Source organism: Tangfeifania diversioriginum (genome assembly GCF_900141875.1).
Classification (GTDB): domain Bacteria; phylum Bacteroidota; class Bacteroidia; order Bacteroidales; family Prolixibacteraceae; genus Tangfeifania; species Tangfeifania diversioriginum.
Map to the genome: position 1 here is coordinate 249,137 of NZ_FQZE01000001.1, position 16,680 is coordinate 265,816.

Consider the following 16,680-nt stretch of genomic DNA (forward strand, 5'->3'; position numbering starts at 1 on the left):
TTAATATTACTGTTAATTCAATTCGTCATTTAAAAAAATGACACAAACGTATCCTCTAATCTATTTTACTAAATCATAGGTGTACTGGCTGTTGTTTGAGCTTAACACTACACGGTAGGTTCCTTTTTCCAGCTTGGAAAGATCGTAGCCTGTAGCAACGTTAAAATCTGTACCCAGCTCGGTTTGATAAACCAGTCTGCTATCATCAAAAAATTTCAGTTTCAGTTTTTCCTGATCAAAATTCAGGTAAGATAACTGAAGCACATCGTTGGTGTAATTGAAATAAGGATCAAAATGCATTTTTGATTCTCCTACAACAATACCATTGCCCGAAACTTCGAAGTTGTTCGATACTTTTGTGTCGTTAACTCTCAGGTTAAAAACGTACTCTCCTGATTCCAACCCAGCAAAATCGAAAACTTTACGGTAATCGGTTATTGCATTGTTGGTTTGTTTATAATAAACAACTGCACCGGTTTTGTCTTCAATGCTCACTTCAAACACTGCCGGGTTTTCGTTTAAAATAGATACTACTGCCCTGTCGGCTGTAATAGGAGTTACACTCACTTTTGGTTTCTCTACGGCGGTGGTTATAGTGGCAACCGCTAATGCCATAACTGTAAATACTAATTTAATTGTTTTCATAACTTTCTATTTTAAGTTTAACATGAACTTCACTGCAAACATATATGTTTTTCAGCATTATGCTGTAAAACATACGTTAATAATACATCAAATAAATGTGAAATTAACTTTTAATAATTGTTTCGTATCTAAATAAATCATTAACAAACTCATGCACAGCAAATTAAAAATAAAAGCACAGCACTATCAAAAACCGTGCCTTAACTCAATTAACGTGTTAAATTAATTTTATTTAATTTCGGGCAAATTTTAAATATGGATGTACAAATACTGCAACTTCTTGAGGGAGCAAGAGATGCAAGAGGCCTGACTGTAATCATCGACGTATTTCGCGCTTTTTCCACAGCCTGCTATGCCTACGGAAAGGATGCTGCCAAAATAATCCCGGTAGGAAATATTGAAAAAGCCTACCAACTCAAAAAAGAAAATCCGAAATTTATTTTAATGGGAGAGCGTGAAGAAAAAAAACCAACTGGCTTCGATTTCGGAAATTCACCTTCACTTCTTTCTTCTGCCAATCTTTCAGGCAAAACCATTGTGCATACCACAAGTTCGGGAACGCAGGGCATTGAAGCTGCCCTCCGTGCGGATGAAGTTATAACCGGAAGTTTTGTCAATGCTTCTGCCATTGTTCAATATATAAGAAACCAAAACCCCGAAACAGTTTCGTTGGTTTGCATGGGATATGCCTGCGAATATCCGACCGATGAAGATACGTTATGTGCCGAATACATTAAAAATGAACTGCTGGGGCATGACAATGATTTCGCCCGCATGAAAAAAATTATCCGCCGGGGTTCAGGGAAACGTTTTTTTGAACCGGAAAACCAGGAATGGGCACCCAGCAACGATTTTGAACTTTGCCTGCAAAGAGATATTTTTGATTTTATATTGAAAGTTAAAAACGAGGGCTCCATTAATTATCTGCAAAAAGTGAGAGTTGCCGAAAAAACAAATACAATTACACAATAATGAAAAGATACGATTTTGATGAAATAATTCCTCGCGAAGGAACCAACTGCATAAAATACGACGGCCGTGAATGGATTTTTAAAACCAACGATGTACTGCCGCTTTGGGTGGCCGACATGGATTTCCGCACACCCGATTTTATTGTTAAAGCCATAAAGAAACGTGCCGAGCACGAAATATTCGGCTACACATTTAAACCCGAATCCTATTTCAAATCCATAATTGGCTGGATGCAGCGCCGGCACAACTGGAATGTTCAAAAAGAATGGATTTCATTCAGCCCGGGTGTGGTGGCCGGATTAACTCTTGCCATTGAAACTTTCTCGAACCCCGGAGATGAAGTAGTGGTACAACCACCTGTTTATTTCCCGTTTTTTGATTGTGTGAAAGGAACCAGGCGAAAACTGGTTAAAAACCCGCTTAAACTAGAAAACGGGAGATACACTTTTGATTTTGATGATTTGAAATCGAAAATCACCGGCAACACCAAACTGCTAATGCTCTGCAATCCGCAAAACCCGGGTGGCATGGTTTGGACAAAAGAAGAGCTGCATGAACTTTCATCGATTTGCCTGAAAAACAACATCATGGTTATTTCCGACGAAATCCATTCCGATCTGGTTTTTGAAGGGCATAAGCACATTCCATTCGCTTCCATTTCAGAAGAAGCCGCCAGCAACTCAGTTGTTTTCATGGCTCCCAGCAAAACATTCAATGTGGCCGGACTTTCATCATCGGTAGCAATTATACCCGACAAAACAAATTTTGCCCGTTACGAACGGGCACTGGGTGTCGGGCATTTGGGCATGGGAAATATTTTTGGGACTGTGGCTCTCGAAGCGGCTTATAATCATGGAGATGAATGGCTGGCACAGATGCTGGACTACATCTGGGACAACTACCTTTTTCTTGAAAAATTCATGAGCGAAAAACTGCCAAAAGTGAAGGTGATGAAACCCGAATCTACGTATCTTATCTGGCTAGATTTCAATGAATACGGGATGAACGACAGTGAACTTTTCAAATTCACAATTAATGAGGCTAAAGTGGGATTAAACAACGGAGCCAAATTCGGGACAGGCGGCAACGGATGGCTGCGCATCAACATTGGTTGTCCGCGTAGTATTCTCGAAGAAGGCCTGAACCGGCTGGAAAAAGCTTTCGGCAAACTTTAACCGTTCAGAAATATTCATTTTGGCGGAACCACCCAATGGCTTTTTCTGCGGCTTTGCGAACGGAAGTAATTGGCAGATCTAATTCCTTTATCGCTTTGGCTCGTGTATAATAATTATCCATGCATAACATCCGCGCGTTAACACTGTTAATTTGCAATGGCCTGTTCAGTACTTTTTCAGAAAAATCGCCCCAAACGCCCAAACCCCGAATTAAAAAACGGGGAACGGGAACAAGTATCGGATTTTCGCCGGCAATTTCAGCAGCCATTTTGAAAAAATTTTTATAGGTCATGTTTTCGCCTGCCAGCAAATAGCACTCCCCTGCCCTCCCCTTTTCCATGGCATTTACAACACCGGTGGCTGCCGATTCCGCATCCACAAAATTTTTACCCCCGGGCGGATACAATGCAATTTTCTTATTCAGAATGTGGGAGAAAATCTGACCGCTGCCTGGCTTTACATCATTGGTTCCAATAATAAATGTAGGATTCACCACAACCGCATCGAGATTTTTGTTTTTTACTGCTTCCAACACTTTTTGCTGGGCAAGATATTTACTGTATGCATATCCCGATTTTTTCATCCACTGATTAAAAGGACGTTGCTCGTTGCCCGGGTTTTCAATGGTCCCGTTGCCAAAACAATTCGCAGTACTAACATAAACCAGCCTTTTTACAGGTTGATTCCGGCACACATTAATACAATTAGTGGTGCTTGTAATATTTGGCAGTCTGTAGGACTCCAGCCCGGATGGCTTTTGTGCTGTGCGCGCTGCAGCGTGAATAATAAAACTACAATCTTGTGATGCTTCAGCAACATCACCTATTTCAGTAACCTGTCCGAAATAAAATTCGATATCGAGCCCGTTTAAAGCCTTTAAATTGCTTTGTTCGCGCACCATTGCCCGCACGAAGTATCTCCTGCTTAACAATTCCCTGACAACATGCGCCCCCAGTAATCCGTTTGCTCCTGTTACAAGTACTTTTTCCATATCATTTCATGAACTACCTGGTTATTTCTGAAAATTGTTTTGCTGTTCAATATCCTTGCTGATAGAAGCACGCATCATTTTCAGCCGCATCCATAAAGGTGTTATTTTAAGCAGCACCCAGCTTAATTTATTAATCACCCCGGGGATGATCGTTCGTTTCCGTTTCAGTAAAGATTTAATACAAATTTGAGCCACTTTTTCAACTGAGAGGGTGGTTGAACGGATTAAAAAGTTATAGTTTTCAATACTGTGCGTAACCTCGGCATTAGTTCTCATTCCCCCCGGATGGGCTACACTTACCGATACCCCGGTTCCTTTCAGCTCGGCATCCAATCCCCGCGAAAACGAATAGACAAAAGCTTTTGAAGCCGGATAAACTGTTTTGAAGGGCATTGGACTAAAGGAAGCCATACTGGCAATATTCAGTATGTATGCGTTTTTTTGCCGTTTCAGATTGGGAAGCATCAACCTTGTTAACAAAACAAGTGCATTCATATTTAGCAGAACAATTTGCTCAATATATTCAGTTGTGGCATCCAAGAATGTTTTTGCCCCGCCAAGGCCGGCATTATTAATAAGAATTTTAACCTCATATTTTTCTGAAATGGAAGCAGCGAGTTTTTTCAACTCTTCCGGTTTTGTAAGATCAGCTTCAAAAGTATTCACTTCCACACCATATTTTTGTGAAAACTCCTCGCCAAGAGTACTGATTTCTTCATTGGGGAGTGCAGTGAGCAGAAGGTCCATGCGGCGTTTGGCGCATTCTTTTGCCAATTCTTTTCCCAAACCGCAACTAGCTCCGGTTATCAGCACATATTGCTTTTCACCTTTATCTTCCATAAAAATCATTATAGTGTTATGAAACAAATGAGCAAATTTTTTTCTCTAAAACGTTTATTATTCAATGAATGTTACCCGGAACCACATAAAACAATTTACATATTTCTTCTTATAAGCTCCTTTATCCATCGCTAATATGAAAAAAGCAGCACAGGGTGCACCACACAAATTATTTTTGCGTATATTAGAAATAAACGAACTAATGTTATTTACATATAATTAAAGAAACAAGTAATATGGCAAATGAAGGCTATCACGAAAAGATTTCGGAATTAAGCGAAGAAACAAAAACCATGCACCGTGCATTGGTCTCCTTGATGGAAGAAATTGAGGCAGTTGACTGGTACAACCAGCGCGTTGATGTGTGTAAAGACGAAGAGCTAAAAGCAATTCTTGAACACAACCGCGACGAAGAGAAAGAACATGCTGCCATGTTAATGGAATGGATACGCAGGAAAGACCCGAAATTTGAAGAAGAAATGAAGGATTACCTGTTTACTAAAAAAGAGATTTCGCACTAACTATTGAAATTGCGGACAATCCAGTTCACGGCACTATCCACATCCTGCTCTCTCATGCACCTGAAATGTTTCCGGGGACATTTTTTGTACCCGAGCTTGGAACAAGGTCTGCATCTCAGGTTTTTAATTTCCATAATTTTTGATGTCGGATGAGGCTGGTACGGCACCATGCCAAATTCAGGAACTGTGTTGCCCCAGAAAGAAAGAATTTTTTTACCAAAGGCTGCAGCAATGTGCATGAGCCCGGTATCGTTGGTTAAAACCAACTTCGCATCGCGGACCAGGCTGGCCGATTGATTCAGGCTTATTTTGCCGGTCAGGTTATGAACATTTCCATTGGTTTCCCTCATAATTTTTTCGCCTGCTTCCGTTTCGCTTTTACCGCCCAATAAAACTATCGGAAAGTTTGCGTGGTTACAAATCTCAGTAATTTTATCGGCCGGGAGCTTTTTGGTGGCATACGTTCCGGCAATTACAAAAGCCACGTACCCATTTTTAAATGCAGGCGGCAATTGAGATTTATCAAACCCCTCATTTTCAGGAATAAAAAAATCGAGCCCCTTCCCATCATTTTTTACATCGAAAACCGAAAGGGTTTCAAGATAGCGATCGACAATATGCTTTTGGGGCAACCTGTTAACTTTAAACTGAACCAGTACGAATTTTTGAAAGTTCAGTTTATTAAATGAAAACGCAGGAATTTTAAGCCGGCTTTTTATGCGGTTGCTCCTGAGATTCTGATGAAGATCGATAACGTAATCAAACTGCTCCTTTTCAAGCTCATTAATCAGTTGGTTAATATTGCCTGAAAAAGTGTGCACTTTATGAATATAGGGGTTGGAAGCTACAAGAGCAGCATGTTTTTTTTTGGTTACAAAATGGATTTCGGCACCCTCAACCTGTTGTTTAAGGCAACGGACAACCGGCGATGTTAAAACAATATCGCCAATTGAACTAAACCGTATGACCAGGTATTTTATCTTCATGCGCTTAAACAAAAACCCCGGGGAATCCTATCACCGGGGCTGTGCGTAAAAGTTATTGTAATTTAAACCGATTCAAGCAACACAATAATTTTATTTCTTTTATTCTCCACTACCCCACCTTCTACTTCAAATTTATGCTTTTTATTATCCGTGTCAATTACCCTAATGGTTCCTTTTGCAAGGGTAGAAATAATTGGGGCGTGGTTAGTTAAAATTTCAAACAAGCCGTTGCTTCCCGGAAGCCTGATTCGTTTAGCTTCTCCTTCAAATATTTTTTTATCGGGTGTAATTATTTCGAGAAACATAGGAAAAAGATTATATGTTATTTATCGGCCAGCAATTTTTCTCCTTTTTCAATGGCCTCTTCAATGGTACCAACCAGGTTAAAAGCAGCTTCCGGATATTTATCCACTTCGCCATTCAAAATCATATTGAACCCTTTAATGGTATCTTCAATTGAAACCAGCTTTCCTTCGAGGCCGGTAAACTGCGATGCCACAAAAAACGGTTGTGATAAAAACCGCTGTGCGCGGCGCGCCCTGTGAACTACCAGTTTGTCTTCTTCCGAGAGTTCTTCCATTCCCAGAATTGCAATAATATCCTGGAGTTCGTTGTAGCGTTGCAACAACTGGATGACATTTTGCGCACAATTGTAATGCTCGTCGCCAACAATTTCAGGCGTAAGAATCCGTGAAGAAGAATCGAGCGGATCAACCGCCGGGTAAATCCCCAGCTCCACAATTTTCCGGCTCAGAACCGTTGTGGCATCCAGGTGTGAAAAAGTTGTTGCGGGAGCGGGGTCGGTAAGGTCATCAGCCGGCACGTAAACGGCCTGCACTGAAGTGATGGATCCATCTTTGGTAGAAGTAATCCGTTCCTGCATCAAGCCCATTTCGGTAGCCAGCGTGGGTTGGTACCCAACTGCCGACGGCATTCTGCCAAGGAGTGCCGACACTTCGGAACCCGCCTGGGTAAAGCGAAATACGTTGTCGATGAAAAACAGGATATCGCGGCCTCCGCTTTGCGAAGTTCCGGCATCGCGCAAACTCTCGGCAATGGAAAGACCCGAAAGTGCCACTCTGGCGCGCGCACCGGGCGGTTCGTTCATTTGACCGAAAACCATTGCAAGTTTCGATTTTTTCAGCTTTTCCTTGTCCACTTTCGATAAATCCCAGCTGCCTTCCTCCATCGACTTTTTAAAATCTTCGCCGTAATCAACTATGTTGGCTTCAATCATTTCGCGCAGCAGGTCGTTTCCTTCGCGGGTACGTTCGCCAACCCCGGCAAAAACCGAAAGTCCGCTGTGGGCAAGCGCAATATTATTTATCAATTCCTGAATAAGTACCGTTTTCCCAACACCGGCTCCGCCAAATAACCCAATTTTCCCCCCTTTTGCGTAGGGTTCAATCAGGTCGATTACCTTAATACCCGTGTACAAAATTTCAGACTCTGTCAGGAGATCTTCATATTTTGGCGGTTCGTTGTGGATGGTTTGCCCCTCTTTTGGTAGCGATTCCATTCCATCGATTGAGTTACCCACAACATTTAAAAGCCTGCCAAGAGCTGCTTCACCCTTAGGCATAATAATTGGCTTCCCTGTGGACACCACTTCCATTCCGCGGGTTAACCCATCAGTTGAGTCCATTGCAATACACCGGATTGTATTTTCTCCAATGTGTTGCTGGCATTCAATAATCAGATTGTCTTTCCCTAGGCGGGTAATTTCCAGTGCATCATAAATAGATGGAAGATCATGGCCTTCCTTTTCAAAACTAACATCGACTACCGGCCCAATGACCTGGATAATTTTTCCTTTGACTTGATCCATTTATTTTCAGTATTTTTTAAGCGGCCCAAAAGATACCGTTTTTATTTAGTTGAGCAAAGTTAATATTGTTTTGAATTAATTGTAAACGAATTAACCTGAATTATTTAATGATTACGCCCCAGCATCTTATTGCTTAATTCTTTCAGCGGTTGTTTCCTTTTATCTTCAACAGGCATTGCATCGAGTATTTCGGAGGCCAATGAGAAATAGGAGTCAATTTTTTGTTCAGCAAGATCTTTTATTTTCAACTGGTTGAAAATGTCTAAAACAGCTTCAATTTTTTCGTTGGGATCAAATGCTTTTGGCACCATCCATTTTTCAAGCTTTTTGCGCTGTTCACCCGATGCGTTTTCCAAAGCTTTTATCAGCAGATATGTTTTTTTGTTGGCCAAAATATCCCCGCCAATTTTCTTCCCAAATGTGTTCTGTTTTCCAAAAGTGTCAAGCAAATCATCCTGTAACTGAAAAGCAAGACCAAGGTTAATTCCGAAATCGTAAACGGAAGAGGAGATTTCGTTCCCGGCACCGGCAAGTATAGCTCCTGCTTTCAGACTGCTTGCAATTAACACTGCGGTTTTTAGCCTGATCATTTCAATATATTCCTTTTCTGAAACATCCTGGCGATCTTCAAAATCCATATCGTATTGCTGCCCTTCGCACACCTCGAGGGCAGTGTTTGTAAATAAATGAACCACATCAAAAAGCCGGGCTGAACTGCATTTTAACAAATAGCGGTAGGACAAAAAGGCCATTGCATCACCCGAGAGGATTGCATTGTTTTCGCTAAATTGCATGTGTACGGTTGGGTTGTTGCGGCGCACTTCGGCATTGTCCATAATATCGTCGTGCAAGAGGGTGAAATTGTGAAAAATTTCAACTGCAACAGCTGCAGGCAGCGCATCTTTAATATCATCAGTAAACATGTTATTTGCCATAAGCAACAACACCGGGCGCAGTCTTTTGCCTCCCATTTCGAGTGAATATTTCACCGGTTCGTATAACCTGCCGGGTTTTTGCCCGGCCAGCTCACTTGTTTGCACAACAAGCTCATTATTAATTAGTTTCAGCAGCTTCTCGGTTGAAAACATCCTATCAATGTTATTTGTTGTTATCGGTAATTTTTAATTCTTCCATCTCAATATCTTCATCTTCATCGTAAATATGAAGCAGCGGCTTTTTAAACGATTCGGTTGTGGTAAGCCTTTCGAGCCCTGTGAGCAGCGAAGGAAGCAGAATTAAGTTTGATGTAACAGCAACCAGCAATGTTAACGAAACCAGAACCCCCATAGCTACCGTGCCTCCAAAGCCCGACAACGCAAATATACCAAATCCGAAAAACAAAACCACAGATGTGTAAAGCATACTCACCCCGGTTTCTTTTAAAGCCATAACAACCGACCGACGGATATCCCAGTTTGTAATCATAAGTTCCTGCCGGTATTTGGCAAGAAAATGAATGGTATTATCAACCGAAATTCCGAAAGCAATACTGAAAACAAGAATTGTGGAAGCCTTAATGGGAATAGCTGCAAACCCCATAATAGCTGCTGTAAAAATAAGTGGTATTACATTGGGCGTTAATGACATAAGCACCATTCGCCACGATGAAAACATAATGGCCATGAAAAATGAAATCAGCAAAATTGCCAGACCTAGACTTGTAAACAGATTTTTCAGCAAATACTGGGTCCCTTTAAAAGATGTAATACTGGAGCCGGTTACGGTTACATCATAATTGTCAGATGAAAACACGGAGTCGATATCGGCATTAAAATCTGCATACAATTCCTCCATCCGTTTAGTTCCTACGTCCTTCATCCTAATGCTAATGCGTGTTACCTGCTCCGCACTGTCGATAAACGAATGAAGTAATCCTGAATCTTCCTCGCCAATATCGGCATATTGTAAAATAAAATTCTTTTCGCGGTTATTCGGTAAACTGTAATAGTTTTCATTTCCGTTGTAAAAAGCCTGTTTCGAAAACTTAAGCAGGTTAAGCAACGAAAGCGGTGGTGAGAGTTCAGAATAGTGAGCCAGCCGCTGCTCAAGCTGATCAATTTTGCGAAAAGTGGAAAGCTGCATCACTCCACCGGTTTTTTTTGTATCAACCATAATTTCAAGCGGCATGAGCCCATCGAAATTGGATTCAAAAAATTTCAAATCTTTGTAAATGGGATCACTCTCCTGAATATCATCAACCATGTAGCCGGAACTTTTCATCAGTGTAATTCCGTAAACTCCAATTGCCAGCACAGCAACCGCAACGGCATAAACTGTTTTTCGGTTATACCCGGTTATGTGAACCAGTTTTCGGATAATGCCTTTTACAAACCTGTTATTCAGATGATTCACATGCTTTGAAGAGGGCGGACCGATAAAACTGAAAATAATGGGTATCAGCAACAACGAAAGCAAAAACAGCCCCATAATATTAAGCGATGCCACAATTCCAAACTCCTTCAGAATATCGCTTTTTACAATTACAAATGTAGCAAACCCGGAGGCAGTGGTGAGGTTGGTTAAGAAAGTAGCATTGCCAATTTTTATGATTACACGCTGCAATGCTTTTATTTTATTGCCGTGGCTCACATATTCATGATGAAATTTATTGAGCATGTAAATACTGTTGGGAATCCCTATTACAATAAGCAGCGGAGGTATCATCCCGGAAAGCAGCGTAATTTTATAACCAAAAAGCGAAAGCATTCCCAACGCCCAAACAACCCCGGTTACAACAATAAGCACCGGAACAAAAACGGCTTTGAACGAGCGGAAGAAAAGAAACAGAACAACAATACAAATAGCAAGAGCCAGCACACTGAAAAGATAAAGCTCATTTCTGATTTTTATGGCATTTACAACCCGGATATACGGCAATCCTGAATATCGTAATTTAACATCCTGCTTTTCCTCAAAATTCCGACAAACAGACTGAATAGATTTGACCATCTGCTCACGCTCCTTGGTCATCATTTTGTCTTTATTCACAGTAATGGCAAGCAGGTAAGTATTTGTTTCGGCATTGTAAACTGTTTTCCGGTAAAAAGGCAGGCTTTTAAATTCAGCGGCAAGGCTATCCAGTTGCGCCTGGGATGAAATGGCATCCGGGAAAATCTGCTTAATTTCAAAAGTCCGTTCTTCAGTGTTTTTCTTCAGATCATACGTGTTGGTCACCGTGAGCAAATCTTCAACCCCTTCCACTTGCGAAAGCTTATCGCCCAGTTTTTTCCATTCCTGAAAATGTTGCAACTTGAAAAAGTCAGAATCCTGAATGCCAATAATTATGAGGTTACCCTCTTCCCCAAATTTTTCCACAAACTGCTGGTAATCTTTATAAGCAGGATCTTTCGACGGGAGTAGCGAGGCATATTCATAAGACATTTCCACCTTTTGGGCATGATAGCCTAAAAAACCAGTAATAACCAATAAAATGCCAAGTAAAAGTATTTTATTTCTGAGGATAATGCCCGAAACCTTCAACCACATAATTTGATATAAAAAAACGCCGCGAAAATAAGAGAAATAATCGAATTATAAAAAGGAATAGGGTTTCTGTAAACATAAGGTGATCAACGTTTTTTCCCATCGGTATCGAGCATCGGAACAAAACGCACGGGTAAAATACTTTTTTGCTTCAGTTTATCCCGGTTTTTTATGAGAAGAACAAGCTGCTGAACTGCATCTCCCCCAACGGGAATAACCATTCTTCCGCCTTCGGCCAACTGGTTTTTAAGTGGTTCGGGGACATCAGTTGGTGCACAGGTTACAATAATGGCATCAAACGGGGCATGCTCGGGCCAGCCTTTGTAACCATCGCCAATTTTAGTGTAAATATTTGTGTACCCCAGTTCATCGAATAAACTTTTCGCTTTATTTCCCAGGTTTTCAAAAATTTCGATGGTATAAACCGAATCCACAATTTCGGCTAAAATGGCCGCCTGATAACCCGAACCGGTTCCGATTTCGAGTACTTTATCGTCTTGTTCAAGATTTAGCGCTTCTGTCATGTAAGCTACAATGTAGGGCTGCGAAATGGTTTGGCCTTCGTCTATTGGTAGCGGCGAGTCCTGATAGGCCATTGAAATATAGCGCGGCAAAACAAACTTGTGGCGTTCCACTTTTCTGAAAGCTTTCAGCACCTGTTCATCCTCAATTCCACGGGCCTCCAGTTGTGTTTTTACCATTTGTTCGCGCAATCCGCTGAAGTTTCCCTCCTGGCCAACGCATGCTGAGAAGGAAAAAAACAGCAGCGCTAAAGTGAATACAACTTTTGAATGACTTAATTCCTTTTTACCAGTTTTCATAGCTGAACCTTCCTTTTCTGATATCAACGAAACAGAAAAATGAAGGTTACTTCAGAATATAAAGAATTACTTTTAAAATTCCCCAACATATCCCCTATAAACCCAATCGGTTCGCATCATTGATTTATACCCTTAGCAAATGAGTTACTCAAATTGGGAAAAATCAGGTTGAATAAATAGTAATGCTGAATGGATTAGTATTGCTGGCTTTTAACAAGCACTACACTTTGGCTAGCTCCATTTTGGAAAGTGGCATTTAAAATAAATGTCGAAGGGATTTCATTGAGTTTTAAATCGGCAGTGTGAAGGTTTCTCATTAGTTTCGACAGCAATAATTTTCCAGACATGTCAAAAATTTCAATGCTCCTCAGCAGGTTCGGGGAATAAACCTGGATGTTGTCGTAAAACGGATTGGGCCATACTTTCAGGTTGCTCGAAAACTGATTTTCGTGTGTAAAAGTGGCGGAATTTTTCAATTTTATGGATTCAATTTCAACCTGCCCTGTTCCTTCTTTCCCAAAAATTCCGTAATTGATATACACTTTTATCCACTTAATTAAATCAAGTTGGTATATCCCGTCGGGATTTTGGCCAAATGTGTAGGTGTAAGTATGAAAATCTCCATCACTTTCAAATGAGTTAATTTTAAACAGGTCATTCAGGTTTACTTTGCCGTTTGCATCTACCAAATCTATTCGAAAAGAGCCGGGAACAGGTGCCGGGGTTTTAAGTGAAAATTCCATTTTACTGAAACCGGTCAGATCAACCGGATCGGGAAATTCATATAATATGTGCGGATTTTCACCGGGAGCGTTTATTTCGTACCCGGCAATTAAGGAAGCCGTTCCGGCCAATTCAAGCTGGTTTGAATTGCCCGGAACTGCCTGCCAAAGATTGTTGTTCTGGTCGTCGAACAGCGGCACCTCAAAGCTTTCTCCCGAAGGTTTTTGCACGGTAGTCACAAAAAAAGGATCGGCAGCAATAGTATCGCAATCCGACTGCAGTTCGAGCTGAACATTTCCGCCAGTATTCCCCCATTTTACTGTAACTTGTGCCGAACCTTCGCCATCTGTCACTTCTGTACCTTCAGGAAAACTCCAATCATACTCAACACCCTGAATTTCAAGCGTTGAGAAAATTAATTCCTCGTTTGGTTCAGCGTTTTTTTTTCCGTCTATCACGGGTTTCGGCAACTCCTTCTGAAACACTTTCACGTAATCAATTTCCATGGTTGCCTCATCCAAGTTGGGATCGACTCCTTGTGCTCCGCCCCAGTCACCGCCAATGGCAATATTCAGTAGGAGATGAAAACGTTTGTCGAACGGCCATTCCTTATAAGTTTTTTTGGGATTTTCAATCCGGTAATATTCATCCCCGTCCACATACCATATAATTTCATACTCAGTCCAGTCAATGGTATATACATGAAATTGGGTGGAAACATTTTCCACTTCCACCGATTTTCCCAGCTGTGTTCCAATAGAATGATTAAATGCTTCGGTGTGGATTGTTCCGTGAACAGTACCAAAATCGTAGCCCACGTGTTCCATAATATCGATTTCGCCGCTCGCGGGCCATCCGCCGTATTCCCAGTCGGTGGGCAACATCCAGATGGCCGGCCAGGTACCAACGCCTTCGGGTAGTTTGGCTTTTACTTCAATGCGGCCGTAAAGCCAGTCACCTTTCCCTTTGGTAACCAGCCTTGCAGAAGTCCAACTCCCGCTTGATTTTACGGCTTTGATGGTGAGTTTTCCATCATGCACAAAGGAGTTGGTCCTCGAGTCAGTATAATATTGAAGTTCATTGTTACCCCAGCCGTCGCCGCCAATATCGTAGCCCCATTTTTCACTGTCGGGTGCGCCGGTATATTCAAAATTATCGGACCAAACCAGGTATGAACAGGAATCCTGGGCTCCCGCAGGGAACCTGATTAACACAAGAATGATGATCAAAAAACTAATTTTATTCATCTCACTAAAATTGTTTATTTCATTTGTATTCGATGTAACTCTCAATGAATTTTAATTCTTCTTGGTTGTGAATTTGAAGAATGAAAATTCATGTTCGTTTCATATCAATTTTTATTTCCTGATTATTCAAAGGCAAATTCACCTTTTAATCCATCCACAGAATTGGGACCAATCCACACATCGAAATCGCCCGGTTCAGTCGCAAACTCTTCGCCATTAAAAAATTCCAAATCGGCAGGTGCAATTTCAAACTGAACGTTTTTGGATTCCCCCGGCGTTAATCTGATTTTTTTGAATCCTTTCAGCTCTTTTACCGGGCGTGTAAGACTTCCCACCCTGTCGCGAATATACAGTTGCACGATTTCATCAGTTTCAAAATTACCAATATTTTGTACATCGGCTGAAACAGAAATGTTACTGTTTGAGTTTAAAACCTTATTTGAAAGTTTTAAATTGGAATACTGAAATTTGGTGTACGACAAGCCAAATCCGAAAGGAAACAAGGGATCAATACCGTAGTCCAAATGCATGGATTTAAATCCAAGCGATAATTGTTTGGAATTTCTCGGAATATCGTCAATATGAATCACATCTGATTTTGATGCCGGTCTTCCGGTGTTTTTGTGGTAATGGTAAAGTGGAATTTGCCCGGCTCCTTTTACAAACGTAACCGGAAGTTTACCTGTAGGAGAATAATCGCCAAAAACCAAATCGGCAATGGCAGGTCCGGCCATTGTTCCCGGGTGCCAGGCGTACAAAACGGCATCGGCCATTTCCAGTTCCTGCTGAATGTCCAGTGGCCGGCCAGCCATAATAATAAGAATCAGCGGTTTTCCGGTCTTCTTTAATTTCCGGATCAACTCCGTTTGAATGCCGGGCAAATCAATGATTCCCCTGGAGTTGGCTTCACCGGAAAGAATTGCTTCTTCGCCAGCAAAAAAGAGGATAGCTTCTGAACTTTTTGCAGCAGCCAGCGCTGCCGCAAAACCTTTTTGGGATTTGTCGCGGCTGTATTCCAATCCGGCGGCATAATGCAGTCTGTTCCCCAATAAATTCTGAAAGGTAGTTTTTGGTGTTTCCGAATCTTCTTCGTTCCCGTCAAACACCCAGGTTCCCATTTGGTCGTGCGGCGCATCAGCCAGCGGGCCGATAACTGCCAACGAACCATTTTCTTTGGAAAGCGGAAGAACGTGATTGCTGTTTTTCAGCAGAACCATGCTGTTGCGCGCCAGTTCGCGGGCATGTGCCAGGTGCGAACCTGCCAGGATGGTATCGCTGCTCAATGCTGCATTTTCAACGGGTTTATCAAAAAGGCCCAGTTGAAATTTTACACGTAAAATATTTGCCACCCGCTCATCTATCAACTCTTCACTGATTTTCCCTTCTTCAATCAGTTTTTTCAGGTTTTCAATATATGCCGTGGTTGCCATTTCCATATCGACACCGGCCTTTACCGCGATTTCAGCGGCGTGTTTTTTGTCGGCAGCGTAGCCATGAGGAATCATTTCTTCAATGGAAGCCCAGTCACTAACCACCATTCCCTTGTAATTCCACTCATCGCGTAAAATTGTTTTCAGCGTAAATTCATTTCCGGAAGTAGGCACGCCATTTAAATCGTTGAAAGCCGACATAAAAGTCAGCACCCCGGCGTTTTGGGCAGCTTTGAATGGTTTTAAATGAACATTCCGTAAAAGTGGTTCTGGAATGTAAGTGGTGTTGTAATCCCGGCCTGCCTCCGACATGCCGTAACCCACAAAATGTTTGGCGCAAGCGGCAACTGCCGACGGACTGTTTAAATCTCCCTGTATTCCTTCCACCATTGCTTTGGCAAACTGCGAAGTAAGAAACGGGTCTTCGCCGGTAGTTTCGGCAATCCTGCCCCAACGCGGATCCCAGGTGATATCGATCATCGGGGCGAACGTCCAGTTAACACCCATGGAAGCCGCTTCAACCGCAGAAATACGCATGGCTCGCTTAACCAGGGTGGTGTCCCACGAAGAGGCCATTCCCAGCGGGATGGGAAAAACAGTGCGGTAACCGTGAATGACATCGCGCCCAAAAAGCAACGGAATTCCCAGCCGGCTTTCTTCTATTGCAATGCGCTGTATTTCAGCTACCTTTTCAGTGCCCTGAATGTTTAAGAATGAACCGACCCGGCCTTCTTTCACTGCATTTTTTAAATCTTCATCGCTTGAAAAATGAAAGTCGGATGCCTGAAACATCTGTCCGATTTTTTCGTCGAGGGTCATCTTTTCGACCAGGGCATCTACCTTAGCTTCAATATTGTTATTCGATTTTTGGGTTGATTTAGGCAAACATCCGCCCAAAAATATCATCAACCCCCCAACAATCAAAAAAGTTTTTTTAAACATTACATATCGTTGTATCATTCGGAATATATAAAATCTATTTTTATAAAGTAGTAAAACGATGAGAGGATAAAAAGGG

General features: G+C 41.8%; 14 protein-coding genes. 3 read left to right on the plus strand and 11 right to left on the minus strand.

Going from position 1 to position 16,680, the window contains the following annotated elements; genetic code table 11:
* Window positions 1-60: 60 nt before the first annotated feature.
* A complete protein-coding gene (locus tag BUC07_RS01005) occupies window positions 61-645 on the minus strand; it encodes a T9SS type A sorting domain-containing protein (RefSeq protein WP_073164204.1) in 585 nt (194 codons plus the stop codon).
* Window positions 646-900: 255 nt separating this feature from the next.
* Here BUC07_RS01005 and BUC07_RS01010 point away from each other — a divergent pair, with 255 nt between their 5' ends.
* Together BUC07_RS01010 and BUC07_RS01015 are read left to right on the plus strand one after the other, a co-directional pair.
* Window positions 901-1,617, plus strand: coding sequence for a 2-phosphosulfolactate phosphatase (locus tag BUC07_RS01010; protein WP_073164207.1), 717 nt, complete (start codon window positions 901-903; stop codon window positions 1,615-1,617).
* A complete protein-coding gene (locus BUC07_RS01015) occupies window positions 1,617-2,792 on the plus strand; it encodes a MalY/PatB family protein (protein ID WP_073164210.1) in 1,176 nt (391 codons plus the stop codon). The genes BUC07_RS01010 and BUC07_RS01015 overlap by 1 nt, the downstream gene beginning before the upstream one ends.
* A 4-nt stretch (window positions 2,793-2,796) precedes the next feature.
* Here the strand turns inward: BUC07_RS01015 and BUC07_RS01020 are convergent, their stop codons facing one another.
* Both BUC07_RS01020 and BUC07_RS01025 read right to left on the minus strand, forming a co-directional pair.
* Window positions 2,797-3,783 carry an NAD-dependent epimerase/dehydratase family protein gene (locus tag BUC07_RS01020; RefSeq protein WP_073164213.1) on the minus strand — a complete coding sequence of 329 codons (987 nt, stop codon included), beginning with the start codon at window positions 3,781-3,783 and terminating at the stop codon, window positions 2,797-2,799.
* A 21-nt stretch (window positions 3,784-3,804) separates the two neighbouring features.
* A complete protein-coding gene (locus tag BUC07_RS01025) occupies window positions 3,805-4,623 on the minus strand; it encodes an SDR family NAD(P)-dependent oxidoreductase (protein WP_073164375.1) in 819 nt (272 codons plus the stop codon).
* A 236-nt stretch (window positions 4,624-4,859) separates the two neighbouring features.
* Between BUC07_RS01025 and BUC07_RS01030 the strand changes: the two genes are divergently transcribed.
* Window positions 4,860-5,144, plus strand: a complete 285-nt coding sequence (locus tag BUC07_RS01030; RefSeq protein ID WP_073164216.1) for an encapsulin-associated ferritin-like protein — start codon at window positions 4,860-4,862, stop codon at window positions 5,142-5,144.
* Here BUC07_RS01030 and BUC07_RS01035 read toward each other — a convergent pair.
* The 8 genes from BUC07_RS01035 to BUC07_RS01070 form a co-directional block, all read right to left on the minus strand.
* Complete coding sequence (locus tag BUC07_RS01035; RefSeq protein WP_073164219.1) at window positions 5,141-6,130, minus strand: glycosyltransferase family 9 protein; 990 nt, start codon at window positions 6,128-6,130, stop codon at window positions 5,141-5,143. The genes BUC07_RS01030 and BUC07_RS01035 overlap by 4 nt on opposite strands.
* A 62-nt stretch (window positions 6,131-6,192) precedes the next feature.
* Window positions 6,193-6,435 (minus strand): ATP synthase F1 subunit epsilon, encoded by a 243-nt coding sequence (gene atpC / locus BUC07_RS01040; protein ID WP_073164222.1) that lies wholly within the window; start codon window positions 6,433-6,435, stop codon window positions 6,193-6,195.
* Between the two features lie 17 nt (window positions 6,436-6,452).
* Window positions 6,453-7,958, minus strand: coding sequence for a F0F1 ATP synthase subunit beta (atpD, locus tag BUC07_RS01045; RefSeq protein ID WP_073164224.1), 1,506 nt, complete (start codon window positions 7,956-7,958; stop codon window positions 6,453-6,455).
* A 104-nt stretch (window positions 7,959-8,062) separates the two neighbouring features.
* Window positions 8,063-9,046 (minus strand): polyprenyl synthetase family protein, encoded by a 984-nt coding sequence (locus BUC07_RS01050; RefSeq protein ID WP_073164227.1) that lies wholly within the window; start codon window positions 9,044-9,046, stop codon window positions 8,063-8,065.
* A gap of 10 nt (window positions 9,047-9,056) precedes the next feature.
* Window positions 9,057-11,444 (minus strand): efflux RND transporter permease subunit, encoded by a 2,388-nt coding sequence (locus tag BUC07_RS01055; protein ID WP_073164230.1) that lies wholly within the window; start codon window positions 11,442-11,444, stop codon window positions 9,057-9,059.
* Between the two features lie 83 nt (window positions 11,445-11,527).
* Window positions 11,528-12,262: a protein-L-isoaspartate(D-aspartate) O-methyltransferase gene (locus BUC07_RS01060; RefSeq protein ID WP_083578028.1), complete on the minus strand. Its 735-nt coding sequence runs from the start codon at window positions 12,260-12,262 to the stop codon at window positions 11,528-11,530.
* 194 nt (window positions 12,263-12,456) lie between these two features.
* Window positions 12,457-14,232, minus strand: coding sequence for a family 16 glycosylhydrolase (locus BUC07_RS01065; protein ID WP_073164233.1), 1,776 nt, complete (start codon window positions 14,230-14,232; stop codon window positions 12,457-12,459).
* A gap of 122 nt (window positions 14,233-14,354) precedes the next feature.
* Window positions 14,355-16,622, minus strand: coding sequence for a glycoside hydrolase family 3 N-terminal domain-containing protein (locus BUC07_RS01070; protein ID WP_245792596.1), 2,268 nt, complete (start codon window positions 16,620-16,622; stop codon window positions 14,355-14,357).
* Window positions 16,623-16,680 lie beyond the last annotated feature (58 nt).